The sequence below is a fragment of the Micromonospora ureilytica genome (assembly GCF_015751765.1).
Lineage (GTDB): Bacteria > Actinomycetota > Actinomycetes > Mycobacteriales > Micromonosporaceae > Micromonospora > Micromonospora ureilytica.
Genome location: NZ_JADOTX010000001.1, coordinates 1,614,988 through 1,641,492, shown reverse-complemented (window position 1 = coordinate 1,641,492; position 26,505 = coordinate 1,614,988). Strand labels below are relative to the sequence as shown.

The following is a 26,505-nucleotide window of genomic DNA, read 5'->3' as shown; positions in this document are numbered from 1 at the left end:
ACCGCGACACAAAAAACGGTGGTGCGACCCGGCCGGGGCCGGGCCGCACCACAGTGTCGACGGTCAGCCGGCGTGGTACGCCCGGATGATGGTCTGGTCGATTCCGCTACCGCCGTTGGCGGCGGCCTTCACCCGCAGCGAGACGGCCTGCCCGGAGGTGGCCTTCGGCAGCGCGACCCGGTAGCTGTCTCCGCTGCCGGTGACCCGGGCCGACTTCCAGGTGGCACCGTCGTCCGTCGAGGTCCAGACCTGGAACGACGTCACCTTCTGCGTCTTCACGCCGTGCGCCTGCCGGACGGCCAGCTCGGCGGTGCCGTCGACCGGGTGGTTGTCGTGGTCCATCGGCAGGGCGTAGTCGACAGCGAGCAGCGGCAACGGCACGCTCCCGGTCCCGTCCGGGCCGGCGGACCGGAACGTCCACGAGGTGTTGACCTTCGTCGAGATCGGCAGGATCAGGCTCGTGTCGACGTCGAGGGTCACCCGGTAGTCGGCCATCGACTGCGGGACGGTGAAGTCGCCGAACGGGCCGGACCGCTCGTCGACCAGCTTGCCGTTGCGGTACAGCGACAGCTTGCGCTTCACGCCGATCGCCTCGCCCTGCAGGCAGTCGGCCCGCTGGTGCTGGTCGGTCAGCGACACCAGGTCGAGGTGCAGGTTGCCCCGGGTCCGCGACGGCGCGGTGGCGCAGCTCCAGTCGGCACCGGCCGGGTCGTCGTACCAGTCGGAGTGCAGGGGCTGACGCGCCCAGATCTTGCTCTGCCGGCTACCCGGCCGGTAGCTGCGGGGTGCCTCGTCCGCGGCCAGCCCGCCGTAGCCGCCCTGGTCGGCCCAGAGGATGTCGGGCGAGAGGTAGTCGGTCCGGTACGGCGGCAGGTTCCCCTCGTGGGTCTGGGTCACCCACACCCCGTCGCGGGTCGTGCCGGTACGGATCAGCTGGGTGAACATCTCCGGCGAGTCCGTCTGGTGGAACCGCTCGTCGATCCGGGCCAGCTTCGCCTGCTCGGCCTTGTTCACGCGGAAGGCGGGGTCGGCCGGTACGCCACCCGCGTACTCGTGCACCAGGTTGTAGCGGTACGGCTTGGCGGTGCCGGCCGGCGAGTCCAGGTTGACTGCCGCCCAGGTGCGCCGGGAGCCGACGGTGGGCTTCGCCAGTGCGGTGGTGCGGACCGTCGTCTTGGTCCCGTACCCGCTGATCTGGTGCCACCAGGACAGGCCGTTCGCCGCGGTCTGGACGTTTGTGAAGTCAGTCCGGGTGGGCGTGGTGGGCACCCCGTCGACAGTAGCCGTCACCGGCCTGGCCCGCGCCGGGTCGAGCGTCACGCTCCGGGCACCCCGCACGTCCAGGTCGGCCTCGGCGGCGAGTGTCGTCTCCAGTACGTCACTGTCGACGTAGTAGGCGACGGAGGAGCCGAGGATCGCGTATCGACCGGCCGGCACCCGCAGCGTGAAGGTGTCACCGGGCGTACCGCCCGCACCGCCGTAGTAGATCAGCGGGTCGGTGAGGTTGGTGACCATCAGGTTGATCCAGCTCTCCGCGCCGTCCTTCAGGCCCGGCAGTGGCTTCGTCTGAATCGTCAGATCGTGGCTGGGCTGCTCGACGTAGAAGCTCACCGGCGTCGTCGAGACCAGCGTGCGGCCGGTGCGGGCGGTGACGGTGGCCAGGTAGAAGCCCGGTCGGGCGGCCAGCGCGGCACGGTTGATCCGGAGGGTCGCCGCGGCGGTGCTGCCGTGCTTGAGCGTCAGTCGGCTCGTCGAGAGCGACGCCGCGCCGCGCGGCACCGGCTGGCCGTCGTGGTTGACGATCGACACGTGGAGGTCGAGAACTGCCGTCGACTCACCGGTCCAGCTCAGCTTCGTCTCGCTGGTCCCGGACTGCGGGTAGGCGAAGGTGCCGAGGTTGACCACCGGCTGGTCGCTGGTCGGGCCGCCGAGGGCCCGGGCCGCGTTGAGCCGGCCGGCGCCGACGGCGTACGGGTCGATGCCGGCGAGCGGGTCGGCGGCGCCGACGAGGGCGGCCTTGAGCCGCTCACCGGTCCAGTCCGGGTGGCGCTGGGCGAGCAGCGCGGCGGCGCCCGCCACGTGCGGGCTGGCCATCGAGGTGCCGCTGATCGCCTCGTAGTACCTGTCGATCGGGTCCTGGAGGTTGGTGCCGGCGGCCCGAGCGGCGACGATGTCGACACCGGGGGCGACCACCTCCGGCTTGGCCACGTTGCTGGTGACCAGCGGCCCACGGCTGGAGAAGTCGGCGAGCTCGTCGTTCCGGTCGACAGCGCCGACGGTCAACGCGCTGGCGGCCGAGCCCGGTGAGGAGATGGCGGCGCCGCTGTTGCCGGCGGCGATGACGAACAGCGCGCCGGTGGACTTGCTCAGCCCGTCGACGGCGAGCGACAGCGGGTCGGTGCCGTCGTCCGGGTCGCTGCCACCGAGGCTCATGTTGATGACGTCGGCCCGGGTGGCGGCCCACTCCATGGCGGCGATGATGCCGGAGTCGTCGCCGTAGCCGTTGTCGTCGAGGACCTTGCCGATCACCAGCTTGGCGTCCGGCGCCACGCCGCGACGCTGACCGTGGGCGGCCGCGCCGGTGCCGGCGATGGTCGAGGCGACGTGCGTACCGTGGCCGTTGTGGTCGACGGCGTCGCCGCCCTCGACGGTGAAGTCGGCCCGCTCGGCGACCCGGCCGACCAGGTCCGGGTGGGTGAAGTCGGCGCCGGTGTCGAGCACCGCGACCCGGACGCCCTTGCCGGTGTAGCCGGCCTTCCAGGCGTCCGGCGCGGCGATCTGGCCGAGGTTGCGGTCCAGGCCGGCGGGTCGCCCACCGCCGGTCAGGGCGGTGGCCCGGACCTTGCGGTCGAGCCAGACCTTCTTCGCACCGGCGAGCAACGAGTTGGTGGCGAGCTTCGCGGTGGCCGGGCTCTTCTTGGGTACGCGGCCGGCGACCGCACCGATGCTGGGCAGCGACAGCACGTCACCGAGCGCGGCCACCCGGGCGGACGCGGTGGCCGGCTGCACGATGAGCGGCAGCTCGGCGGAGTTGTCGTCGTCGTAGCCGTCGGCGATCAGCGTGGTGACGTCGAACAGGTCGGGGTCCAGGACCGGGCCGATCTGGGACGCGACGCGGGCGGGGATGACGTGCAGGTGACCGTCGGGGCCACAGCTTTGGCTGATCACCGCGTTCTCGTCGGCCGGTCGCACAGTGGCCTGTGGGCACCCCGATCCGGTGTCCCGTACGGTCACCACGTCCCCGGTGAGCAGGGTGACGGTGTGCGTCTTCCCGTCGGCCACGGCTGCGGGTGAGCCGGTCTTACCGATGCCGTTGGGGCCGGCCGTGGCAGCGCCGCCCGGTAGGGCGGTCAGTGTCGTGGCCGTGACGGCGACGGCCAACAGCCACCGCGTTTTCCTGAGCATGTTGCTCCTCGTCTAATGTGGACGAACCCGCCTCTTCGGGCGACTCCGGCAAGATCATATGCAGGTGAACGATCTACCGGGAGCCTTCGCCGAGGAGGTTTTCACGCCCGTAACAGTGGGAGCACCCGCCGGCCGAGCAGGTCGATGCCGCCGTGCGGCGTCAACCCGTGCGGGGTGCCGAACTCCACCCGGCTCGCACCGGCGTCGAACACCGCCGCCGCCTGCCCCGCGACGTGCTCGGGCGTGCCGGAGAAGGCGAACAGATCGAGCAGGTCGTCGCCGATCAGCGCGCCGGCGAGGTCGTCCTCCCGACGGCCGACGTGCTGCTTGATGCGGGCCAGCAGCTCCGGGTCCACCTCGATCGTCGGGTCGAGGGCGGCGACCACCGCCAGGTACATGGCCACCTCCCGGCGGGCCACCCGGCGCGCCAGCGCACCGTCCTCGTCGACGACGGTGACCGCGCCGAGCACGACACCCGTACAGTCCCGGTCCGCGACCGCCGTGTCGTCCAGCCAGGCGCGCATCATCCGGGCCATCGCCGGGTTTGCCGACCCGCCGACCTTGACCTCGCCGGCGAAGCCCGCCGCTGCCCGGGCGGTCTGCCGCCCCCAGGTGCCGACGAGGACCGGCACATCGGCACGGGCCGGTGTGTACCGCAGTGATGTGCCCGGGGCGACAGTGAACTCCCCACCCTGGAAACCGCCGTCGTCGCCGGCGAGCAGCAGCCGTACGACGGCGACCGTCTCGACGATGCGCCGGATCGGACGGACCTGCGGCACGCCGATCTCGTTGAGCCAGGTGCCCCGGGCCAGGCCCAGGTAGGCCCGCCCCCGCGAGGCCAGGTCCAGTGCGGCCACCTGACCGGCCACCTCCACCGGGTGCATGGTGAACGGGTTGAGGCACGCCGCGCCCAGGCGGATCCGCCGGGTGTGCCGGGCCGCCACCAGCAGCGGAAAGATCGGCGGTTGGTACATCAGGTCACCGAAGACCGACAGCACGTCAAAGCCGTGCCGCTCGGTCAGTTCGGCCAGCTCCGCGTACTCGTCGGCGGACTTGTCGGACTGTAGGCCGATGCCGACCAGCCCAGCGCTCACGTCAGCTCCTCGGTGGGGATGCGCTGAAGGCCGGTCCGCTCGATGCGCATGATGAGCCGCTCGTCCGGGTCCGGGCAGGCGACGTGGCTGTCCCGGGCCATCCAGTCGCCCTCGGCCAGCGCCCGCTGCTTCGCCGGCAGCAACGGCAGGCACGCCGCCAGGGCGTAGAGGCAGAAGTGCCCCCCGGCGGGGATGGTGAGCCGGTTGGAGCCGGTCAGGTCGATGTGGTCGCCCGGTTTCAGGCCGCACACCGAGCGGCCGTCGATCCGCTCCACCACGACCCGCAGGTCGTACAGGTCGGTGGTGGGTTCCCCTGCGCTCATCGCACTGCCTCCGCGTGGTGGTGCACGATGCGCCAGGAGCCGTCCTCGCGGCGCAGCACGTCGGTCACCCGGAAACACTCGTCCGGCCGGGTGTCGGCGAAGCGGGCCCGCAGCACGTAGCGGACCAGACCGGTGTCGCCCCAGGCATCGGCACGCAGGTGTTCCGGCGCCACCGAGATCGGCGCCGACCCGGTCGCCCGGGTCGCCCGCCGGTCCCGCAGGTCGTCGAGCGCAGGCAGGCCGGACAGCAGGCCATCGGCGTCGGACTCCCAGAACGTCAGGTCGGGGTGCAGGTGCGCGTCGAAGGCCTGCCGGTCGCCGAGGGACCGGTACAGGTCGGTGATGGTGGTGCGGAGCTCATCGCTCATCGGCTGTCACTTCCGATCGGGTACGGCGCTTCGGGGGTCAGGGCAGGTCGGCCAGGCGGGCGCGGAGCGGATCCAGTCCCATGGGTCCGAGCGCCAACGCGGTGTGGTGGAAGCGTTTCCGGTCGAAGGCCGGACCCTCGCGGCGCTCGGCGTCCCGGCGGGCCTGCTGCCACAGCCGCGCGCCGACCTTGAAGGCCAGGGCCTGCGCCGGCCAGCCGAGATACCTGTCGACCTCGAAACGCGCGGTCTCGGCGTCCAGGCCGGCGACGCGGGTGAGGACGTCCACCGCGAGCGCGGGCGTCCAGCGGCGCTCCTCGGTGAAACCGTTGCCGGCCGGGATCGGCAGCCCGAGGTGCAGACCCAGGTCGATGACCACCCGGGCGGCCCGCCACATCTGGCCGTCGAGCATGCCGAGCCGCTCGGCCGGGCCGGCGTACAGGCCGATCTCGTCGGCGAGGCGCTCGGCGTAGTGCGCCCACCCTTCCGCGTACCCGTGCACCTGGCAGAGGGTGCGCTGCCACGGGTGCAGGGCGGCGGTGGTGAGGGTGACGGCGTGCTGGAGGTGGTGGCCGGGCAGCCCTTCGTGGCAGAGCGTGCCGACGTGCCGCCACACCGGCACCGTCGACTCGCCGGTGGGCACCGACCACCAGATCGCGCCGGGACGCGTCAACGCCGGGTCGGGAGGTGTGTAGTACATGACCCCGGACGTAGCGGGGCTGATCCGGCACACCACCCGGCGGGTGGCGGACGGGATGTCGAAGTGGGTGCCGTCGAGGGCATCGGTCAGCTGCTCGGTGCACCGGCGCAGCCACTCCTCCAGGGCAGGCCCGGCCGCCACCCGACCGGCCGGGTCGGCGTCCAGGGCCGCCCGCGCGGCGGCCACCCGCGAGTGGCCCAGCTCGCCCGCGACGGCCCGCAGCTCGGCGGCGGTGCGGGTCAACTCCGCCCAGCCGTACGCGTACACCTCGTCGAGGTCGACTGTCGCGCCGAGGAAACTGCGGGCGGTGACCCGGTACAGGTCGCCGCCGACACCGTCCGCCTCGGACGCGGCGGGTGCCAGCTCGGCGCGGAGGAACGCGGCGAAACCGGTGGTGGCGGCGGTCGCCAGCCGCGCGCCCCGGCGCAGCCGAGCGGCGAGCGGGCCGTCGGGACAGCCGTCGACCAACCGCCCGTAGAAGTCGGCGGTGGTCCAGGAGGTGCACTGGTCGGCGACCACCAGCACCTGGCGGCGGGCGACCAGTTGTCCTTGCTGCGCCGAGCGGCGCAGCGTCGCGGCGTACCGGTCGAGGGCGTCGGGCACCTGGTGCAGGTGGTCGGCGACCACCGCCCAGTCGTCCTCGGTGTGTCGGGGCAGGTTGTCGAAGAGCTGCCGGAGCAGGTGCACCGGCGTGGCCAGTGGGGCGAGCAGTCGGGTGGTGAAGCCCGCGTCGTACAGGTCGACCTCACTGGCCAGCCGGTCGAGCAGGGCGTCGGCCAGGGATCGCTCACCGGGGCCGTGGGTGGTCGCCGCGGCGGCGGCCGTCGCGGCGCGTCGGGCCAGCTCGGCGCGGGCGTCGAACCCCTCCGGCGAGAGATCCGGGACGTGCGACCCCGGTGTACGCCCCGCCGCCTCGGCCGCCTGCGGGTCCAGCTCGGCGAGCGCGTCGAGGTACCCGTCGGCGACCTCGGTGATGCTGGTCATCGCGGTACGCCGAGCCGGCCGTGGTCGTCGCGGTACGCCACCCCGCCCTTCAGCACCGCGTGCAGGGTGCGCAACGCGGAGACCGAGCGGGTCGGGTCGTCGCGCAGCACCAGCAGGTCCGCGTGCTTGCCGGCCTCGACGGCGCCGAGGCTGTCGGCACGACCCAGCCACTGCGCCGGGCGGGTGGTGGCGGCCTTGAGCGCGTCCGCTACGGGCATCCCCGCGTCCACCATGAACTCCAGTTCGCGGACAGTCGCGGTGGTCTCGTCGTAGCCGGCGTGCGGGGGCATGTCGCTGCCCAGGGCGATCGGCACGCCGTTGCGGATGGCGTGCTGGAGGCTCTCCCAGTGCCGGGGGCCGGCGGCGAGTGCCCGGTCCATCAGCCAGCCCGGCACCCCGGAGTCGCGGAAGAACTGCTCGCAGCGGCTCACCACGATCGTCGGCACGTACCAGACACCCCGCTCGGCCATCAGTCGGGTGACGTCGTCGGTCAGCTCGTACCCGTGCTCGACGCAGTCGAGGCCCAACTCCACGGCACGGCGGACCGAGTCGGCCGGGCCGGCGTGCGCGGTGACCTTGCGCCCCCAGTCGTGCGCGACGCGGATGACCGCGGCCATCTCGTCGTCGAGCAGTTGCGGGGTGTCGATCGCCTCGTGCTGGCCGGCGATTCCACCGGAGATGCAGACCTTGATCAGGTCGGCGCCGGCGCGGAGCTGTTCGCGGGTGGCGCGACGGAACCCGTCCGCGCCGTCGGCCTCCAGGGCGTCAGCCTCCCAGCCGTGCCCGCCGGTGCAGCAGAGCGCGTGCCCCGCGGTGAAGATGCGCGGGCCGTCGACCGCGCCGGCCTCGATCCCCCTGCGCAGGGCGAAGTCCGCGTACCGGCTTTCCCCGACGAGGCGGGCGGTGGTGACACCGGAGTGCAGGGTGCGCCGGGCCGAGTCGGCCATCAGCAGCACCAGTTCGGCCAGGTTGGCGCCGTGCACCGTGTCGGCGAGGTGGCCGGGCAGCCCCAGCGAGAGGTGGACGTGCATGTTGGTCAGACCCGGCATGACGTGCTCGCCGCCCAGGTCGACCACCCGGACGGCGCCGGCTTCGGCGAGGACGTCGTCGACCTGACCGACGGCACGGATCATCCCGTCGGCGTCGATCCAGATGCCGCGATCCGGTTGGAGGGCGTCCTGGACACCGTCGTAGAGGGCGAGGTTGACCAGGACCTGTTCGGTGGGCTTGCGCATGGGTGTCCTCAGAGTGAGCGCGCGACGGTCGGGGCCGTCGCGGAGTCGGTGAGCCAACAGGCGACGCTGCGGCCGCCCAGGTCGACTGTGGGCGGCTGCTCCCCGCAGGGCGCGAACGCGTGCGGGCAGCGTGGCCGGAAACGGCACCCGGTGGGCGCGTTGGCCGGGTCGGGCACCTCCCCGGCGAGGATGGCGGGCAGGCGCGGGGTGGGCCCGATCTGCGGCACCGCGTCGATCAACGCCCGGGTGTACGGGTGTCGGGGCTCGCGCCACAGCTCGCGGGTGGGTGCGGCCTCGACGATCCGGCCCAGGTACATCACGGCGGTCACATCGGCGATCTCGTGCACCAGCGCCAGGTCGTGGGAGATGAAGAGCATGCCCATGTCGAGGTCGCGGACCAGCCCGACGAGCAGGTTGACCACCTGGGCCTGGGACGAGGCGTCCAGCGCGGTCACCGGCTCGTCCGCGATGATCATCCGGGGTTCCGGGGCGAGCGCGCGGGCGATCGCCAGGCGCTGCCGCTGACCGCCGGAGAACTGGTGCGGATACCGCTGGGCGGCGCTGGCCGGCATGGCCACCCGTTCGAGCAGCTCGTGCACCCGGGCTCGGCGGGCCGACCCGGTGAGCGCGGCCGGCACGCCGTCGAGGAGTTGGGAGCCGATGGTGCGCCGGGGGTTCAGCGAGGCGTACGGGTTCTGGAAGACCATCTGGAGGCCGACCTCGGCTCCGGAGCGGGGCCGCCAGCCCAGCGGGGTGACCGGTCGGCCGGCGTACTCGACGGTGCCGGCGCTCGGCGCGCTGAGCCCGACCGCGACGCGGGCGAGGGTGGACTTGCCGCACCCGGACTCGCCGACCAGGCCGACGATCTGGCCGGGCGACACCTCCAGGCTGACCCCGGCGACGGCCCGCACCCGGCCACGCCCTCGGGATCGGTACTCGACCTCGACGTCGGTGAAGGACAGTCGCGCGGGCGTTGTGGTGTTCACGCGGCCACCTCCAGGTGCGGACGGACCACGCAGGCCACCGACCGGTCGGCTCCGGCGGGGGTGAGCGGGGGCGGGGCCTCGCCGCAGGACGGTTCGGCGTACCCGCAGCGGGGTTGGAACGGGCAGCCCGGCGGCGCCTCGCCGGGTGCCGGCGGGGCGCCCGGGATGGGCCGCAGCGTCCCGCCGGTCTGGGTGCCGTGCGGTCGGGCGCCGAGCAACGCGGCCGTGTACGGGTGGGTGGGGGCGGTGAGCAGGCTGCCCGTCGGGCCGGTCTCGACGACCCTCCCGGCGTAGAAGATGTAGCCACGGGTGGTGAGGGCGCTGAGCACCCCGAGGTCGTGGGTGATGAACGCGACGGCCAGCCCGGTCTCGGCGCGCAGCCGTTCCAGCAGGGCGAGGATGCCGGCCTGCACTGTGACGTCGAGGGCGGTCGTCGGTTCGTCGGCGATCAGCAGTCGGGGCCGGGCGGCCAGCGCGATGGCGATGGCCACCCGCTGCCGCATTCCGCCGGAGAACTGATGTGGGTACGCGCGCAGCGCCCGCTCCGGGTCCGGGATGCGAACCTGGTCGAGCAGTTCCACAGCGCGGCGGCCGGCAGCTCGACGGTCCATCCGCAGGTGCACCCGCATGTGCTCGGTGAGCTGCCGCCCAACCGTGAGCATCGGGTGCAGGGCCGCGCTCGGGTCCTGGAAGACCATGGCGATGCCGGCGCCACGGACCCGCTGCCAGCCCCGGGCGTCCAGACCCAGCAGTTCGGTGCCGGCGTACCGGGCCGAGCCGGTGACCGCTGCCCCCGGGGGCAGCAACCCGAGCAGGGTCTGCGCGGTGAGGCTCTTGCCGCAGCCGCTCTCCCCCGCGATGCCGACCAGTTCCCCCTCGTCGACTGTCAACGACACGTCGTGCAGGATCGGCAGCGGGCCACGCGGTGAGGGCAGGGTGACGGCCAGGGAGTCGACGTCGAGCAGCGGTGCCACCTCAGCGTCCCTTCGTGTAGCGGGGGTCGAGCCGGTCGCGCAGCGCGTCGCCGAGCACGTTGAAGGCCATCACCACGGTGAGGATGGCGAGGCCGGGGAACACGCTGACCCACCACATCGACAGGTCCTGCGCGCCGAGGGCCACCATCGAGCCCCACTCGGCGGCCGGTGGGCGCGGGCCCAAGCCGAGGAACGACAGTGCGGCGAGCAGCAACACCGCGTTGCCCAGCTCCAGGGTGGCCAGCACGATCGCCGGGCCGATGCTGTTGGGCAGCACGTCGCGGCGCAACGCCCGGATCGGTCCGACGCCGAGCAGGCGGGCGGCGTTGAGGTAGTCGTCGCCGCGCATGCTCAGCACGGCGCTGCGGATGACCCGGGCGTAGACCGGCCAGGAGACGATGACCAGGGCCAGCACGGCGTTGCGGGTGTTCGGGCCGAACGCCGCCGTCACCGCCATGGCCAGGATGATCTGCGGGAACGCGAACACCAGGTCGGTCAGGCGCATCAGCGCCTCGTCGACGAACCGGCCGACGTATCCGGCGACCAGCCCGAGCAGCCCGCCGACCAGCAGGGCCAGCGAGACGATGGCCAGGGCCAACGGAATGGACAGGCGGGCGCCGTGGATGACCCGGCTGAGGATGTCCCGGCCGAGGGAGTCGGTGCCGAACCAGTGCGCCCCGGACGGCGACGCGTACGCGTCGGCGCTCTGCGCCAGCGGGTCGTACGGTGCGAGAACGTCGGCGAGCAACGCCAGCAGCAACCATCCACCGAGGATGGTCAACGCCACCACCGTGATCGGCTGACGCCAGACCGGTCGACTGGCCGAGCCACCGCGCAGTCGGCCGAGCCAGCGGCGTCGGCCCAGGGCCCGCTCCGCCTTCGGGTCTGCAAGTGTCGTCATGACAACCGGATCCTCGGATCGATGAGCCCGTACAGCAGGTCGACGGTCAGGTTGACCAGGGTGTAGACGAGTGCCACGAACAGGCTGACGCCGAGGATCGCGGGCAGGTCCAGCGCCGTGGCGCTGCGGTAGGCGTACTGGCCGACGCCGGGCCAGCCGAAGATGCTCTCCACCAGCACCGTGCCGGAGAGCAGCGAGGCGAACGCCAGGCCGGAGACGGTGACCACCGGGACGAGGCCGGCGCGCAGCAGGTGCCGGCGCAGCACCACCCGGGTCGGCAGACCCTTGGCGTACGCGGCCCGGATGTAGTCCTGCTGGAGCACCTCGAGCATCGCCGAGCGGACGAAGCGGACCAGCATAGCCACGGTCAGCGAGGTCAGCACGAGCACCGGCAGGGACAGGTGCTGGGCGGCGTCCCAGGCGACGTCCCACTGCCCGGCGAGCGCGCCGTCGACGGTGTACATGCCGGTGACGGTGGGCGGGGGGCTGAAGTCGGTGGAGAGTCGACCGCCGCTGGGCGCCAGGCCGAGCTGGTAGAAGAAGACGTAGAGCACCACCAGGGACAGCCAGAACGGCGGGGTGGAGAGCCCGAGCAGGGCGCCGACCCGGACGAGTTGGTCGGTGAGCCGGCCGTTGCGGACCGCCGCGAGCATGCCGACCCCGGTGCCGATGAGCAGCGCCAGCACCATGCTCGGGAGGGCCAGCTCCAGGGTCGCCGGCACGTAGTGCAGCAGGTCGTCCAGGACGGCCCGACCGGTCTGCTGGGAGTGGCCCAGGTCGCCGTGCAGCAGGTTGCCCAGATAGTGCAGGTACTGGGCCCAGAGCGGCTGGTCCAGGCCCCACTTCTCGCGGAAGGCGGCCACCGCGGCGGGGTCGTTGAGCGCCTGGTCGGAGAGGTTGGCGGTGACCGGGTCACCGGGGACCACGTTGACCAGACCGAACGTCACCACGGTGACGCCGAGCAGCAGGCCGGCGGTGACCGCCACCCGCTTGGCCAGGAAGGTCAGCAACGGGTGGGCACCCCGGGGCCGGGACGCGGTCGTGGCGACCGCGCCCGGCTCACCGTCGTGGACTGTCGTCATGTCGTCGGGACTACTTGCGGCCGACCGCGGCGACGTCCACCTGCCAACCGGCGGCGGTGTAGTCCGCTCCGGTCAGGTCCGTGGTCGCCACGACGATGGAGGAGTTGCTGGCCAGCACGAGGTACGGCGAGGACGCGTTCATCAGCCGCTGCCACTCCTGCATGGCGGTGGCCCGGCCGGCCAGGTCGAGGGTCGCGGTGACCTTCTTGCCGGCGGCCACCACGGCCGGGTCGGCCCGCTCGACGGTCCAGCCGGAGCGCAGCGCGGTCGCCTGCCCCGGTGCCATGTTGTTGATCAGTGAGTCGGCGACCGGGTAGTTCAGGCTCTGCGGGGTGAATCCGAGAGGTGACTTCCCGCCGCGCATCTCGTCGAGGAAGGTGGTCAGCGGCTGCGGGTTGAGTTCCAGCTTGATGCCGGCCTCGGCGGCGTCGCCCTGCACCTTGGTGGCCACCGTGCCGAGGTCCACACCCTTGTAGGTGATGGCCGGGTAGGTGAACTTCACCGTCGGGTTGGTCAGGCCGGCCTCGGTGAGCAGCGCCTTGGCCTTCGCCATGTCCCGCTTGGACTCCTCACCGGTCGGCAGCGCGCCCGGGAAGGCGGGCGCGACCAGCCCGGCGCCGGGGGCGGCGCCCTTGCCGTACAGGGCGGCGATTCCCTGGTAGTCGATGGCGGCACGCAGGGCCTGGTTGAACTTCGGGTTCGAGGTGACCGCCGAGACGCCCGGGTCGGCGTTGAGGAAGAGGAAGTAGACGGTGTCCTGCACGCCGGAGGTCTGCAGGCTGCCCGGCAGTCCGTCGAGGAGCTTGCCGGAGATGTCCAGGGAGATCTCGGCCGCCTCGGCGCGCTGCATGGTCAGCTTCTGGGTCTGCACATCCATGTTACGCAGCACCACCCGGGAGAACTGCGGCTTCGTGCCCCAGTACTTCGGGTTGGCCTCCAACACCACCTGCGACGACGGGTCGTAGGACTTCAGCACGTACGGGCCGCTGCCGACGGAGTTGGTGTCCAGGTACTGCTGCGCGGTGTCGCCCTGGGCAGCGTCGGCGCCGTCGCGGGCGCCGTGCTCCTTGGCGACCTTGGAGTTGAGGACCGCCGTCGACGGCATCGACAGCACCACCGGGATGTTCGGGTCGGGGGTGGCCGAGGCGACCACGACGGTGCTGTCGTCGGTCTTGGTCACGGTCAGGCCGCTGACGGTGACCGCTGGGCTGCCCTTGATGTTCTTCAGCCGGTTGAGCGAGAAGACGACGTCGTCGGCGGAGAGCGGGCTGCCGTCGGCGAACGTCACGCCCTGCCGCAGCTTGAAGGTGAACGTCGTGGCGTCCGGCGACGCCTGATACGACTCGGCCAGCGCGGGGACCGGCTTACTCACGTCCGAGCCCTTGAAGGTGAGCAGGGTGTCGTAGAGGGCGTGCACGGCGGTCAGACCGGTCGCCTCGTAGACCCGGCCGGGGTCGAGGGTCTTGAGCACGAACGAGGTGTTCACGGTGAGGGTTTTGGCCGTACCGTTCGCGTTTCCACCACTGCCGCCGGCGCTACAGGCGCTGACGGAGAGGACGGCCAGCGTCGCCAGAGCGGACGCTCCGGCGAGGAGCCGGCGGGGAGACACCGACATGCTGTTCCTACCTTCGTATCGCGCGGCCCGCCGTGCGGGATCCGCGAGGCTTCGACGCGACATGGCCTGTTCAGTAAGGTTGAACATCAGCGCCTGATGTTCAGGGATCCTAAACAGGGCCGTATAGTCTGGTCAATCAAGATTCAGTCACACTGTTTTGGAACGAGGACACATGCTCGGTGACCGACTCCGCGACCTGCGTCAGCAGCACTCCCTCACGCTGCGCCAGCTCGCCACAGCCGCCGACGTGTCCCCCGCCCTGCTCAGCCAGATCGAGAACGGCGCGACCGACCCCAGCCTCTCCACCCTGCGGAAGCTCGCCAAGGTCTTCGACACCTCGATCGCGGAACTCTTCTCCGAGCCCGAGGCGCCACCGGTACACGTCAGCCGCGTCGGCGCCCGCACCCGGCTGGCCGCGCCACCCGGCCAGATCACCTACGAGCGCCTCACCCCGGGTCGGGGCGACCTGGAGGTGCTCCAGGCCCACCTCGCGCCCGGCGACGCCAGCTCGGCCGAGCCGTGGGCGCACCCGTCGACCGAGTGCGCGATCGTCGTCACCGGTGAGGTCGTCGCCGAGATCGGCGGTGAGTCGTACACCCTCACCGCCGGCGAGTCGGTCACCTTCGACTCGCGCCTGGCGCACCTCTACCGCAACGCCAGCGAGCAGCCCGCCCACCTGATCATCGCGGTGACACCACCGACGCCCTGACCGACCCCTGTGGACATCCGAGGGGATCGACGGGACGCCGCCGCGGACCTAGCATGGCGACGAATGGATCTTCGAGATTGGCCCCTGCCGACCCCCGGCGACCAGCCCAACCGAAGGGAGACGCGCATGCGTCGACCCCGTCATCTGGCACTCCTGAGCGTCGGCGTGTCCGGCGCTCTGGCCCTCAGCGCAGCCCCACCAGCGGCTGCGGCTCCGCCCACGCCCACCACGCCCACCGGCATCGTGGTCAGCGACGGCATGACCCAACCGGTGTTCTCGCTCGCCGACGCGATCGAGGAGCGGGTGTTCGTCCAGACCCCGGTGGACACCGACCACGACGGTCGACTCGACCGGGTGGCGATCGACATCTCCCGTCCCCGGGAGACCGCCACGCAGGGCTTCAAGGTGCCTGTCATCTTCGAGCACAGCCCGTACCGCAAGGGCACCTGGGGTGACGTGCCGTACCCGAGCGTGCTGGTCGACGACCTGCCGCAGAACGGCCTGACCGACCGCAACGGGCGTCGCGCGCTCGACGCCGGTGCACAGCGCGCACAGGCGAAGGCCAACCTGCCCGGCTCGCTGGACGACTACTACGTGCCCCGCGGGTACGCGGTGGTGCTCGGCCAGAGCGTCGGCACCGGCGACTCGGACGGCTGCCCCACCAGCGGGGACCAGGCCGAGACACTCGGCACCAAGGCGGTCATCGACTGGCTCAACGGCCGGGCGAAGGCGTACGACGCGAACGGCGCCCCGATCACCGCCGGCTGGACCACCGGCGCGGTCGGCATGACCGGTGTCTCCTACAACGGGACGCTGCCCAACCAGGTGGCCACCACGGGCGTCAAGGGACTCAAGACCATCGTGCCGGTCTCCGCGATCAGCAGCTGGTACGACTACTACCGGGCCAACGGCCTGGTGGTCGCGCCCGGGACGTTCCAGGGCGAGGACCTCGACATCCTGGCCCAGTACACCGCCGGGCAGGCACGCGCCGAGGGGCCCTGCGTCGACGAGCTCGCGGAGATCACCGCGAAGCAGGACCGGGTCACCGGCGACTACTCGAAGTTCTGGCGCGACCGCGATTACCTCGACGCCCGCGACGTCAAGGCCAGCGTCTTCGTCGTGCACGGCCTCAACGACTGGAACGTGAAGACCGAGCACTTCGCCGGCTGGTGGGACCAGCTCGCCAAGCGCCACGTGCCGCGCAAGATCTGGCTGCACCAGGGCGGGCACGGCGGCCCGGGCAGCAGCGCGTCGGTGACCCTGCCCAGCGGGCAGACGTGGACGTACAAGCAGACCGAGAACCGCTGGTTCGACTTCTGGCTGTGGAACGTCCGCAACGGCATCATGGACGAGCCGACGGCGGTGCTCCAGCGCGAAGACCGCGCCTACACCACGTACGCCAACTGGCCCGACCCGGCCGCGCGAGAGGTCGGCTTGCGGTTCGCCGCCAGCGACGCCACCGCCACGGGCACGCTCACCACGGGCAAGCCGCCGAAGGCCAAGGTCGAGCAGAGCTTCGTCGACGAGGGCCGGACCATCCACCCGGACACCCTGGTGTCCAACCCGGACACCGCGAGCGCCAACCGACTCGCCTACGCCTCCCCCGAGCTGACGCAGAGCGTACGCATCTCCGGCCGTCCCGAGATGCGACTGCGGATGGCGATCGACAACAAGCCGGACGCGAACCTCACCGCGTACCTGGTCGACTACGGCCCGGCCGGGTCGACCGCCGCCCCGACCGTGGTGACGCGAGGTTGGATGGACCCGCAGAACCGCAAGAGCGCCGCACGCACCGAGCCGGTCAAGCAGGGCAAGCTGTACGACTACCGGTGGACCATGGAGCCGAAGGACTACATCTTCCCGGCGGGCCACCGGATCGGCGTGGTCGTCTTCTCCAGCGACCAGGAGTACACCCTGCTGCCGCTGGGCGGCACCGCACTGCGGGTCGCGCCGAACGACAGCGAACTGCGACTGCCGGTGGTCGGCGGGCGGGGCGTCCTCGGGTTCTGATTTGGTCCCTGCGCTCCCGGGTGGGGCAGTCCGACGTGATCGGGCTGCCCCACCCGCACGTCGGGGACCGTTCCGCCGTCGAGGTGGGGGGGGTTTGTCGGGTTTGGTGTCGGGTGTCGGGTGGTCGGGGCCACGCCGTCGGCGGAATCGGTGGCCGGGCCGGGTCGTTATACCTGGCAGACCACCGCAACAGCCTGGGTCACGGTGCACCGGCCCCCGCCGGGAACACCCGCCAGGCCGCGCCGGTTACATCCCCCGCGGGGCCGAGCAGCACAACCGCCGACCCCTGCGGGCGGACGGAATGACCTGCCACCGCGAACGGTTACACCGTGTCCCGACGCCGACCCCCCTCGCGGGTCACCGGGCAGAACCCCTCGAACTTTCCCCGCACGGTCGCACTGACCCCCGTTGAGTGCCGTGCGGGTTCCCCCGATGCAGAGGAGCACGCCATCATGCGTACCGATCTGATCCGTAAGACTGCTCTGACCGCTGCTGGCCTCGCGTTCACCGGTGGGGCTATCGCCGGACCGGTGACCGCCGCGTACGCCGCGTCGGATGCCAAGCCGGCCGCCCAGACGCAGAGCGACCGTAAGCCCGCCGGTGAGCGTCAGCTCGGTGTGCGCTACGAAGCCCAGCCGAACTTCTACTACTGCGGCCCGGCCGCCACGCGTAACGCCCTGTCCGTGCAGGGCAAGGAGATCAGCGTGGACGCCATGGCCAAGGAGATGGGCACCACCGAGGCCGGCACCAACTCCATCAACGACATCACGCCCGTGCTGAACAAGGAGACCGGTAAGAACGACGCCTACCACAGCGTGGAGATCTCCAGCCCCGACGCTGACGGTAAGCAGACCGACCGGCTGCGCGCCGACATCGTCAAGACCGTGGACGACGGCCGGGCCGTGGTCGCGAACATCGCCGGCACCAGCGTCGACACCGACGGCGGCGTGCACTCCTTCGAGGGCGGGCACTACATCAGCGTCGTGGGTTACCGCGACGGCGGGAACGTGGTGAAGATCGCCGACTCCGCCGATGCGAACACCGCCTCCTACGAGGTCACCGTCGAGCACCTCGCGGACTGGATCGCCACCCGCGGCTACGCCACCAGCTGACCCAGCACAACACCGAAGGGCCGGACCCCACCACGGGGTCCGGCCCTTCGTCGACTTTTCCACCAACTGCCGCACGTATTGACAATTGTCGACTTCAGGATGAAGCTGGATCGGTGAGAGCGCTCTCTCGCACCGGCCCAACCGGCCACCACCCAGTCTGGCCAGGCACAGCTCCGATTGCCTTCGGCGGCGGCCCCGGAGCTGTCCCTGACCCGTCCCCCGACAGGAGTCACGATGGACAGGGCCGCACCCCTCTCCGGCACCCCCCGCCGACTGCGCCTCGCCACGGCGATCGGCGCGCTGCTGGTGCTACTCGGCACGTACCTGGTGTCGACCACCAACCGGGCCGACGCCGCCCAAGCCGGCGCCGACTTCGGCGTCAACGTCATCCGGGTCGCCGAGTTCCCCGCCGACTGCACCTACAGCCACCGGCTGCCGGACGACCCGATCGTCTTCCCCGGGCTGCCGGGGGCGTCGCACATGCACAGCTTCTTCGGCAGCACGGTGACGAACGCCAGGACCACCCTTCCCGACCTGGTCAACTCGCCGACCACCTGCAACCCGCGGGTGGACGTCTCGTCGTACTGGGTGCCGACCCTGTACCAGGACAACGTCGCTGTGGAACCGGCGATCGCCACGTTCTACTACCTGGGCGAGGGCGTACGCGCCGACGTCGTCGCGAACACCCAGCCGTTCCCGCAGGGGTTGCGGCTCGTCGCCGGCAACGCGAAGGCCGCCGGGCCGAACGACAGCATCGCCCGCTGGTCCTGCCTGCACGCCGGGCACGTGCCGCCGTCGAAGGACTTCGTCAACTGCCCGTCGGGCACGATGCTGGAGTCGTACCTGGACTTCCCGCAGTGCTGGAACGGCCGGGACCTCGACTCGCCGGATCACAAGAGCCACCTGGCGTACCCGGTGAACCAGGCCTGCCCGAGCACCCACCCGGTGCACGTGCCGAAGTTGCGGCAGGTGCTGCGGTACCCGGTCACCGGCGACCCGTCGCGGTTCCGGCTGGCCTCCGGGCCGGGCTACACGATGCACGGTGACTTCTTCAACGCCTGGCCCGTGGCGGAGTTGGCCCGCCGGGTCCAGGACTGCATCCGTCCCGTGGTCAAGTGCGGTCACGACGGCCGACCGATCTGAGCGACAGGTTCACACCTCGGCGGCGGGTCCGGTCACCCGGGCCCGCCGCCCTGGGGGAAGGGAGGTCGGATGCGCCAGCCCATGGCGTCCACAGTGCTCATCGCCGTACCACTCATCGCCGTGCTGCTCGTCGCCGGCTGCGGCACCGGGCCACGGGACGCGGCCAGCACCGCCACACCACCCGCTGCCGCGCCGTCGGTGACGACCGCACCAACACCCACGGGTACGGCTGGATCGTTCAACCCCACCGACATCGCCTGGCTGCAATTGACGGTGGCGATGACCGAACGCCTGCTGCCCGTCCTCGATCTGGTGCCGACGCGGACCACCGACCCGGCCTGGCGGCGGACGGCCGCCCACCTCGCGGCCACCCAACGCGCCCAGCTGGACCGCGCCCACCGACTGTTGGTCGAGGCCGCGGCCCCGACGACGAATCCGCACGAGGGGCACGACATGCCGGGCATGGTCACCCCGGCGGAGATGACCGCGCTGCGGTCGGCCACCGGGACACCGTTTAACCGCCTGCTCGCCGGGCACCTGCGGGCACACCTGGCGCAGTCGGTTCGGGTCGCCGCCGCCGAGCAGCAGAGCGGAGTCCAGCCGGCGGCCGTCGCGTTGGCCGCGGCCGTGGCCCGCAACGGCACGGCGGACCTCGAACGCCTCGATCACCTCGACTCCGCGTAGCCGCACCGGTGTCGGCCGGCGCTCGGGTCGGTAAACAGCCACGAACTGTCCCGGCCCGCACTCCGGTCCCCTGCCCCCGTTGATCGACAGGTTGCCGTCATCGCACCTGACGTGGCGCGACACCACCTCTTCCTCACCGCTCGAAGGACGGACCAGCGGAGAGGGCGAGCTCTCGGCCTGGCCAGCGGGAACGGAGTCTGCGGTCGTGGCTGGCGACGACGATGGCACCCGGGCCGGCGCCCAGGGCCTCCTCCAGCTCGTCGCAGAGCGTCGGCGAGAGGTGGTTGGTGGGCTCGTCGAGCAATAGCAGCTCCGGCGGGTCGGCGACGAGCACCGCGAGGGCGAGCCGGCGGCGCTGTCCGACCGACAGGTCGGCCACCGGGCGGTCGATGTCCACCGCGGCGAGCAGCCCGAGCGACGACAGCGGTACGACAGCGGCCCGCTCTACGCCGACGACCGCGTCGAAGACCTGCCGGGCCGTCCGCCGCGCGTCCGCGAAGACGGTGTCCTGGGCGAGCAGGCCGACCCGCAGCTCCGGTCGTCGCCAGAGCGCTCCGGCACCGGCCAACTCGCCGGCGAGCACGGCGAGCAGAGTCGACTTGCCCGTGCCGTTGGGGCCGGTCACCAACAGCCGGTCGCAGGACCTGAGCTCCAGGTGCGCCACCCGCAGTCGGCCGGGAACCTCCAGCCGGTCCGCCGTGACGATGGCCCCGTCGCTGTCGCCGACGGCGAGCACCGGCACGTGAAAGCGCAACGGCTCCGACGGCACCGGAACGGGGTCGCGCTCGATCGTCTCCAGTCGACGGGCGGCGTCGCGGACGCGACGGGAGATCTGGTTCTGGACGCGGCCGGCGGTGTGCCCGTACCCCATCTTTTCGCTGTCGCGCGGGCCCCGGCCGTGGGCGACCTGGTGCCCGGTCACGGCGGCGGCCTCGCGCAGGTCGGCGAGGAGCGCCTGCTCGTCGTCGTAGCGCCGACGCCACCGTTGCGCCTCGGCGCGCTTCGCCGTCAGGTATGCGGTGTAGCCGCCGCCGAAACGGACCGGCCCGTCGACCGCCGGGTCCAGGTCGATGAGATCGGTGCAGACCGCGTCCAGGAACGCGCGGTCGTGACTGGCCACCACTACCGCCCCGGGCATGGCACGGAGCTGGTCCTCGCAGAACGCCGCAGCCGCGTCGTCGAGGTGGTTGGTGGGCTCGTCGAGCAGCAGCGCGCTCGGCCGGCGGATCAGCATCGCCGCGAGGGCGAGTCGGCCACGTTGTCCGCCGGAGAGCGCACCCAACGCCCGGTCGTGGGGCAGCCCTCCGAGGCCGAGGCCGTCGAGGACCGTCCGGGCCCGCCGGTCGGCGTCCCAGGCGTCGCGGTCCTGCGCCCGCTCCAGCACCTCGCCGTACGCGGCCAGCAGCCGGTCGTGCTGCTCGGCGCCCTTCGGCGGGTCGGCGAGCGCGACGCCGATCCGGTCCAGCTCGGCGAGGTCGGCGCGAGCCTCGCGCAGCGCGTCGTCGAGGACGGCGGCGATGGTGGTGGATGCCGCCAACGGCAGCTCCTGGTGCAGGAAGCCAACGTCCGGTGGGCGCGTGACGGCACCGGAGTCGGGTACGTCGACGCCGGCCAGGACCCGCAGCAGGGTCGTCTTGCCGGTGCCGTTCTCACCGATCAGGCCGATCCGGTGGCCGGGCGCGGCGGTCAGGGAGAGGCCGTCGAGCACCCGGCGGTCGCCACGGACCCGTACGAGGTCATGGGCGATGAGAGCAGGTCGAACAGACATGGGGAACCTCGGAGAACGACGATCCGGGGCGCACACGGGCACCACGGTGGGAGCAGGGCATGACGACGAAGGCCGCGGCGACAGCGGCGCGATCACGCGCCCGTCGGCGGCCGGTCCGGGTGCTCACCCGGAGATGTCGTCGTCACCTGCCACGTCTGCTCCGATCTCCGGCAACTCGGGCGCAAGAATAACGCGGCGGTCGCTGACCAGATCCTGACGCGATCAGGCCGCTCGGGCACCCGCCCGCAGCGAGTCGATGGTGAGGTCGAGGACGGCTTCGAGGTGGTCGATCTTTCCGGTGGAGAGCAGCAGCAGCACACCGCCCTGGATGCCGGCGAGTAGTGCCGCGGCGGCCCGGTCGGCGTCGAGGTCGGGGGCGATGTCGCCGGTCGACTGCATGTGCCGGATGCCCTCGGTGATCGCCTTCTGCCAGCGCCACATGAGCCCGGTCACGATCGCCTGCGCGCCGGGCGCCCGCCGGCCCGTCTGGCCGAGCAGACCGTTGAGGGGGCACTTCACCCCCTGCGCGAGGTATCGCTCGATCAGTCGGTCGCGCCACGCGAGCCAGGCCGGCCAGGACGTCAGGTTGCTGAGCATCGGCTCCTGGTCGATGAGCACCTGGTCCGCCTCGTGCTGGGCCACCGCGAGGAGCAACCCCTCCTTCCCGTCGGGGAAGTAGTGAAAGAGTTGGCCCTTGCTGGTGCCGGTGTGGGCCATCACGTCCTCGAGGCGTACCTCGTCGACGCCGCGCTCGCGGATCTCGGCGGCCGCGCCGGCGACGATCCGCGCCCGGGTCGCCTCGCCCTTGCGGGTCAACGCCCGTGTCATGAAACCTCCTGATCTGGACCTGCGGTCCGACCCTACCTCGGCTTTTGGACTTGCAGGTCCATTTTTGCCGAGCAAAGGTCGGGAACGCCCGGCCCACAGCGGGCCGACACCACGATCGGGAGGACGCAACGATGAACCACTACTACCTGCTCGGGCGGTCCGGTCTGCGGGTGAGCCGGCTGGCGCTCGGCACGATGAACTTCGGCGTCGACGGCTTCCACGCCGCGTACGGCAAGACCGAGGAGGAGGCCGAGCCGATCTTCCGGCAGTACCTGGAGGCGGGCGGGAACTTCATCGACACGGCGGACTTCTACACCGCCGGGGAGAGCGAGAAGATCCTCGGCCGCCTGATCGACCGGGCCGGCGTACGCGAGCGGCTCGTGCTCACCAGCAAGGCCACCAACACCGTCGACCCGACCGACCCGAACGCCAGCGGCAACGGTCGCAAGCACATCATGCGGGCCGTGGAAGCGTCGCTGCGCCGGCTCGGCACCGACTACATCGACCTGTACCTGCTGCACACCTGGGACCGGATCACCCCGGTCGAGGAGGTCGTGCACACCCTCGACGACCTGGTGCGCTCCGGCAAGATCCGGTACGCCGGGCTCTCCGACGTACCAGCCTGGTACGCGGCTCGGGCGCAGAGCTACGCCGAGGCGCACGGGCTGGCCCCGATGATCAACGTGCAGCTGCCGTACTCCCTGGTCAGCCGTGACATCGAGGCGGAGCACGTGACGATGGCCCAGGCCCTGGGCATGGGGCTCACCGCGTGGAGCCCGATCGGCGGGGGTCTGCTCAGCGGCAAGTACCGGCGGACCAGCGAGGGCATGAGCGGAACCGGCCGTCTGACGAACCCCGACGCCGCGGGTCGGGAGATCAGCCCCAGCGACTGGCAGGTGATCGAGGCGTTGGAGAGCGTGGCCGCCGATCTGGGTCGCAGCATGGCGCAGGTGGCGATCAACTGGGTGGCCACCCAGCCAGCGGTCGGCTCGGTGGTCATCGGGGCGAGCAGCCCCGAACAGCTCGCCAGCAACTTCGGGGCGCTCGATTTCGAGATCCCGGCCGACGCCCGCCGCCGGCTCGACGAGGCCAGCGCCCCGAAGGTCCCGCTGCTCTACTCCATGTTCACAGCGCAGTACCAGTCCTGGGTGGTGAGCCCCGGCCTCGGCATCGGCGACAAGCCGGCCGGCTACGCCCCTCAGGTGTTCAACGGCGCCGCCTCGCCCTCGTAGAGCGCGACGTACCGCCGACGCCACTCGTCGCCGTCGACGCCGAGGTTGAGGGTGTTGTGTTCGACGCCCAAGCCCTCCGGCAGGGCGCACACCCGCAGCGGCACCCCGTTCGCGTCGGCGATCCGGCGCGGCACCTGGACCGCCGCCCTGAGGTCCACCACAGCATCGAGAGGGCTGATCGCGACCGCCGCGGTCCGCAGACCGGTCCGCCGGGGCGGATTCGGCAGCGTACGCGCGATCGTCAGGTACTGGGTGACGGCGGCCAGGGAGTATCCGCGCGACGTGACGCGGTCGGGGAGGACGCGGCGCCCGTACAACACGATGAGCGGCCTGACCGCGTAGGCCGGCGCCTGCCGCGGGTTCGGGCCGAAGAACGGCGAGAGCAACAACAGATGCCGTACGACGTTGCCGGGCACCTGGGCCAGCCAGGCGGCCAGCACGGCGCCGCCGGAGATCCCCACGACGCCTACCTCGTCTCCCAGAGCCGCAGCGACGGCCCAGCCCTGCGCGGCGTACGTCGTCAGCTCACCGGCCTCGACCCGGTGGTGGGCCCTCCGGTCGACGGTCCCGTGCTGGGGAGCCCGGGGAATCCAGACGTTGTACCCCCGGTCGAAGAACTCCTCGGCCAGCCCCGCGTACTGCTCGGGCGCGAGGGTGTACCCGTGCAGCAACAGCACGGCCCGGCCGGTACGGGAACCGTGGCTCAGCAGGCGGCTGCGCGACTCCGGCCGGATCTCCGGATCGGCGGCCTCGGCGGCGATGATGGCCTCGGCGGCACGGGTGGCCGTGTCGAAGTCGAGCGGCCGGGCCGGCGCGACCCGTAGCCCTCGGCGGCCCAGCGGCCAGAGATAGAGCCCGGCGACCGCCGCTCCGACGAGCGCCAACCCGCCGACGAGAAGCGCGATGATCTCCGGCATGGTCAGATGCTGACAGGGGCCACGCTCGACGCTGGCCGAGGGGGTGCGCCCGGGTGACCGGGGGCGCATCCGGTCAGCTATTCCTGGCTGTTCGGCGGCGCGAAGACGACCCGGGAGCGCAACTGCCGGAAGCCGGTCCGCTCCAGCTCCGCCAGCACCGCCACGCGGTGGGAATCGACGTCGGCGATGACCTCGCGGGCACCGCCGGCGGCCAGCACCCGGACGGCTTCGGCCAGCAGCTCGGGCCGCGCCGCTTCGTCGAGCAGGCCGAGATAGGCGAGCAGTGGGAAGCAGGCATCGCCGGCCGTTCCGGCCAGGCCCACCGGCTTACCGGCGTCCACCGCGACGCGCCACTCCTCGGTGGCGTCGCCCAGCCAGGCCAGCGGGTCGGTGGCCAGGTCGACGCCCCCGACCGCTAGTGCGTTCTCGACGCCGGTCAGTACGTCCGGCTCGGCGATCCGGGCGACCAGGGCGTTGATCTCAGCCGCGTCGACGGGCGGACGGAAGTCATACCGGCCGGACGACGCGGGCAGGGGTGTGCCGGTCCAGGAGCAGCGGAGCCGCTCGCCCCGCTCGACCAGGCCGGCGAGCCGGGCGGCCTCCATGGGCGCCCGCACCACGGCCAGCACCTCGGGTCTGCGTCGCCAGTGCGCCGGCAGCGCGGCGTAGTACAGACCGGGACCGCCCAGCGCCTCGTGGGCGGCGCGCAGCAGCTCGGCGCCCACCTCCGGCTCGGCGTCCAGGTCGAACCGTTCCAACCACGGGGCGCCGATGGCACCCGGCGGGAGGACCCAGGCGGCCCGGCCCACCAACCGGCCGGCGCGCAACGCGACCCAGGTGGTCTCGGGCCGGTAGCCACCGCCGGCGATCCCGTCGGCGTACGCGACCTGGCGCAGTTGGGGCAGCGGATCGGGCATGGAGTCGAACAGGTTTTCCTCGCCCGCGACGAGCGGGCGGATGACGAGATCAGTCATGGCTGGGTCCTCCGGGAAGCGCGCGCCCCGGATCAGATCCGCGCGGACGCCGGAGCGCGGAGGGGGCGCAGAACATCGGACATTGTTCTGACCTCCTTCCAGCTCGACGGCGTGCCCGACGACCATACGCGGGCTGGTCGCTGGTTCGCAATGGATCGTCACAGCGTCGGGTTGGTCTCCGACCCACGCTTGTGTGCCCGCTGGTCGAACACGGTGATGGCGGCCAGGATCACCGCCGCGAGGGCCGCCACGGCGACCGGCGGGAGCAGCACCATCGCCGGGGCCACCACGACCAGCGCCAGGACGCCGAAGTACAGCACCCGACACCGCGGCGTGGTGTTGCTCGCCCGCTCCAGGGTGCTGCGCCCGATCAGGAACAGCACCGGGCCGCCGAAGATGATGGCCACCAGAGCCCAGTCGATCGGCGGGTGCGGATCCTCGATGACCTGCCCGAAGCCGACGGCGGTGCAGATGATGCCACCGACGATCAACAGCAGGCTGTAGCTCGCCCACCGGGACAGCTGGACCCCCTCGCCGCTCGGGGTCGACGCACGGCCGGACCTGACGTGGTAGAAGTAGATCCGCCAGAACGAGACGACCGCCACGAACGAGGCGACGAGGGTGATGGTTCCCGCGGTCGAGAAGCCCGGGAAGCTGACTGCGGCGCCGGCTTCGAGCACCACCTCGGCGAGAGCGATCATGAAGAACTGGTTGTACCGCTCGGCGAGATGCTCCTGCGAGACGGTGACCCCCAGGCTGTTGAGCGGTCTCCCGCCCATGCGGGGAAGGGGGTAGGTGGTGGCGGCGCCGATCATCTCGATGGCGAGGGCGATGGTCCAGAAGATGCCTCGACCGAGACCACCACTGATGGCGCCGCTGATCCAGAGCACGCTGGACGCCAGGTGCCAGGTCAGCACCCGGAGCGAGAACGTGTGCACCGGGTGGCCCCGCAGGGCGAACGCCAGGAAGAGTGGTCGGCCGACCTGGATGATCACGTAGGTGCAGGCGAAGACGACGCCGCGTTGGCCGAAGGCCTGCGGCAACGTCACAGCCAGCACCAGTGTGCCGAACATCGTGGCCAGCAGGACGGCCTGCAGATCGGAGCGTCGGGGGTCGTAGGTGCTCGCCAGCAGGGCGTTGAGCGACCAGATCATCCACATCGCCGTGAAGAAGAGGACGGTCTGGCCCGCCTCGGACAGCAGCGTGTGCCGGACGATGGTGAGGTCGTCCGCGACCCGCCCGGCGAGGCGGGCGAGCGCGAAGACGTAGACGATGTCGAACAGCAGTTCCAGGACGGTCGCCGAGCGAGGGCTCCTGCTGTCCCCGAGCCCACGAAAGAACTCGGTGCGCCTCAGCACGGACGGCGAGACAGCTCAGCCGGCCAGGGCCGCCGGCACGGGCACGCCACTGTGGTGACGCTGTTCCGCTGCCATCGTCCCCCGAGCCTCCTTCACCGACCGGGCC

Annotated in this window: 22 protein-coding genes; 6 read left to right on the top strand and 16 right to left on the bottom strand. The window is 71.8% G+C overall.

Features of this window, described 5'->3' with window-relative positions; translation table 11 throughout:
- Nucleotides 1-63: 63 nt before the first annotated feature.
- The 11 genes from IW248_RS07165 to IW248_RS07115 all read right to left on the bottom strand — a co-directional run bounded on the left by IW248_RS07165 (nucleotide 64) and on the right by IW248_RS07115 (nucleotide 13,664).
- Nucleotides 64-3,405, bottom strand: coding sequence for a S8 family peptidase (locus tag IW248_RS07165; RefSeq protein ID WP_196926237.1), 3,342 nt, complete (start codon nucleotides 3,403-3,405; stop codon nucleotides 64-66).
- A 101-nt stretch (nucleotides 3,406-3,506) separates the two neighbouring features.
- On the bottom strand, nucleotides 3,507-4,499 hold the full coding sequence (locus tag IW248_RS07160) for an LLM class flavin-dependent oxidoreductase (protein WP_196926236.1): 993 nt from the start codon (nucleotides 4,497-4,499) through the stop codon (nucleotides 3,507-3,509).
- Nucleotides 4,496-4,822 (bottom strand): TIGR04076 family protein, encoded by a 327-nt coding sequence (locus tag IW248_RS07155; RefSeq protein ID WP_196926235.1) that lies wholly within the window; start codon nucleotides 4,820-4,822, stop codon nucleotides 4,496-4,498. The genes IW248_RS07160 and IW248_RS07155 overlap by 4 nt, the downstream gene beginning before the upstream one ends.
- Nucleotides 4,819-5,190: a nuclear transport factor 2 family protein gene (locus IW248_RS07150; RefSeq protein ID WP_196926234.1), complete on the bottom strand. Its 372-nt coding sequence runs from the start codon at nucleotides 5,188-5,190 to the stop codon at nucleotides 4,819-4,821. The genes IW248_RS07155 and IW248_RS07150 overlap by 4 nt, the downstream gene beginning before the upstream one ends.
- Before the next feature lie 37 nt (nucleotides 5,191-5,227).
- Nucleotides 5,228-6,871, bottom strand: coding sequence for a DUF885 domain-containing protein (locus tag IW248_RS07145; RefSeq protein ID WP_196926233.1), 1,644 nt, complete (start codon nucleotides 6,869-6,871; stop codon nucleotides 5,228-5,230).
- Nucleotides 6,868-8,106, bottom strand: coding sequence for an amidohydrolase family protein (locus IW248_RS07140; RefSeq protein ID WP_196926232.1), 1,239 nt, complete (start codon nucleotides 8,104-8,106; stop codon nucleotides 6,868-6,870). Before IW248_RS07140 ends, IW248_RS07145 begins: the two co-directional genes overlap by 4 nt.
- An 8-nt stretch (nucleotides 8,107-8,114) precedes the next feature.
- Entirely contained in the window at nucleotides 8,115-9,092 is a 978-nt protein-coding gene (locus IW248_RS07135) for an ABC transporter ATP-binding protein (RefSeq protein ID WP_307787814.1), read from the bottom strand.
- Nucleotides 9,089-10,066, bottom strand: a complete 978-nt coding sequence (locus IW248_RS07130; protein WP_196926231.1) for an ABC transporter ATP-binding protein — start codon at nucleotides 10,064-10,066, stop codon at nucleotides 9,089-9,091. The genes IW248_RS07135 and IW248_RS07130 overlap by 4 nt, the downstream gene beginning before the upstream one ends.
- A gap of 1 nt (nucleotide 10,067) precedes the next feature.
- Nucleotides 10,068-10,967, bottom strand: a complete 900-nt coding sequence (locus IW248_RS07125; protein ID WP_196926230.1) for an ABC transporter permease — start codon at nucleotides 10,965-10,967, stop codon at nucleotides 10,068-10,070.
- Nucleotides 10,964-12,049, bottom strand: a complete 1,086-nt coding sequence (locus tag IW248_RS07120) for an ABC transporter permease (protein ID WP_196926229.1) — start codon at nucleotides 12,047-12,049, stop codon at nucleotides 10,964-10,966. Before IW248_RS07120 ends, IW248_RS07125 begins: the two co-directional genes overlap by 4 nt.
- A 10-nt stretch (nucleotides 12,050-12,059) precedes the next feature.
- The gene (locus tag IW248_RS07115; RefSeq protein ID WP_196926228.1) at nucleotides 12,060-13,664 is read right to left on the bottom strand and encodes an ABC transporter substrate-binding protein; all 1,605 of its coding nucleotides are present in this window, start codon (nucleotides 13,662-13,664) and stop codon (nucleotides 12,060-12,062) included.
- Between the two features lie 172 nt (nucleotides 13,665-13,836).
- Here IW248_RS07115 and IW248_RS07110 point away from each other — a divergent pair, with 172 nt between their 5' ends.
- From IW248_RS07110 to IW248_RS07090, 5 genes are all read left to right on the top strand, one after another.
- Nucleotides 13,837-14,373 (top strand): helix-turn-helix domain-containing protein, encoded by a 537-nt coding sequence (locus IW248_RS07110; protein ID WP_124815549.1) that lies wholly within the window; start codon nucleotides 13,837-13,839, stop codon nucleotides 14,371-14,373.
- A gap of 126 nt (nucleotides 14,374-14,499) precedes the next feature.
- On the top strand, nucleotides 14,500-16,383 hold the full coding sequence (locus IW248_RS07105; RefSeq protein WP_196926227.1) for a Xaa-Pro dipeptidyl-peptidase: 1,884 nt from the start codon (nucleotides 14,500-14,502) through the stop codon (nucleotides 16,381-16,383).
- A gap of 452 nt (nucleotides 16,384-16,835) precedes the next feature.
- Complete coding sequence (locus tag IW248_RS07100; RefSeq protein WP_196926226.1) at nucleotides 16,836-17,495, top strand: C39 family peptidase; 660 nt, start codon at nucleotides 16,836-16,838, stop codon at nucleotides 17,493-17,495.
- Nucleotides 17,496-17,729: 234 nt separating this feature from the next.
- Nucleotides 17,730-18,638, top strand: a complete 909-nt coding sequence (locus IW248_RS07095) for a DUF1996 domain-containing protein (RefSeq protein ID WP_196926225.1) — start codon at nucleotides 17,730-17,732, stop codon at nucleotides 18,636-18,638.
- A 69-nt stretch (nucleotides 18,639-18,707) separates the two neighbouring features.
- Entirely contained in the window at nucleotides 18,708-19,322 is a 615-nt protein-coding gene (locus tag IW248_RS07090; RefSeq protein ID WP_196926224.1) for a DUF305 domain-containing protein, read from the top strand.
- A gap of 133 nt (nucleotides 19,323-19,455) precedes the next feature.
- On the opposite strand, the gene IW248_RS07085 is transcribed toward IW248_RS07090, so the two are convergent.
- Nucleotides 19,456-21,090 carry an ABC-F family ATP-binding cassette domain-containing protein gene (locus tag IW248_RS07085; RefSeq protein WP_196926223.1) on the bottom strand — a complete coding sequence of 545 codons (1,635 nt, stop codon included), beginning with the start codon at nucleotides 21,088-21,090 and terminating at the stop codon, nucleotides 19,456-19,458.
- A gap of 222 nt (nucleotides 21,091-21,312) precedes the next feature.
- Complete coding sequence (locus IW248_RS07080) at nucleotides 21,313-21,918, bottom strand: TetR/AcrR family transcriptional regulator (protein WP_196926222.1); 606 nt, start codon at nucleotides 21,916-21,918, stop codon at nucleotides 21,313-21,315.
- A gap of 131 nt (nucleotides 21,919-22,049) precedes the next feature.
- On the opposite strand from IW248_RS07080, the gene IW248_RS07075 reads away from it, so the two are divergent.
- On the top strand, nucleotides 22,050-23,150 hold the full coding sequence (locus IW248_RS07075; RefSeq protein WP_196926221.1) for an aldo/keto reductase: 1,101 nt from the start codon (nucleotides 22,050-22,052) through the stop codon (nucleotides 23,148-23,150).
- On the opposite strand, the gene IW248_RS07070 is transcribed toward IW248_RS07075, so the two are convergent.
- The 3 genes from IW248_RS07070 to IW248_RS07060 form a co-directional block, all read right to left on the bottom strand.
- Nucleotides 23,117-24,067: an alpha/beta fold hydrolase gene (locus IW248_RS07070; RefSeq protein WP_196926220.1), complete on the bottom strand. Its 951-nt coding sequence runs from the start codon at nucleotides 24,065-24,067 to the stop codon at nucleotides 23,117-23,119. The genes IW248_RS07075 and IW248_RS07070 overlap by 34 nt on opposite strands.
- Nucleotides 24,068-24,144: 77 nt before the next feature.
- The gene (locus IW248_RS07065; protein ID WP_196926219.1) at nucleotides 24,145-25,041 is read right to left on the bottom strand and encodes an acetyltransferase; all 897 of its coding nucleotides are present in this window, start codon (nucleotides 25,039-25,041) and stop codon (nucleotides 24,145-24,147) included.
- A 158-nt stretch (nucleotides 25,042-25,199) separates the two neighbouring features.
- A complete protein-coding gene (locus tag IW248_RS07060; protein ID WP_196926218.1) occupies nucleotides 25,200-26,399 on the bottom strand; it encodes a low temperature requirement protein A in 1,200 nt (399 codons plus the stop codon).
- Nucleotides 26,400-26,505: the final 106 nt, after the last annotated feature.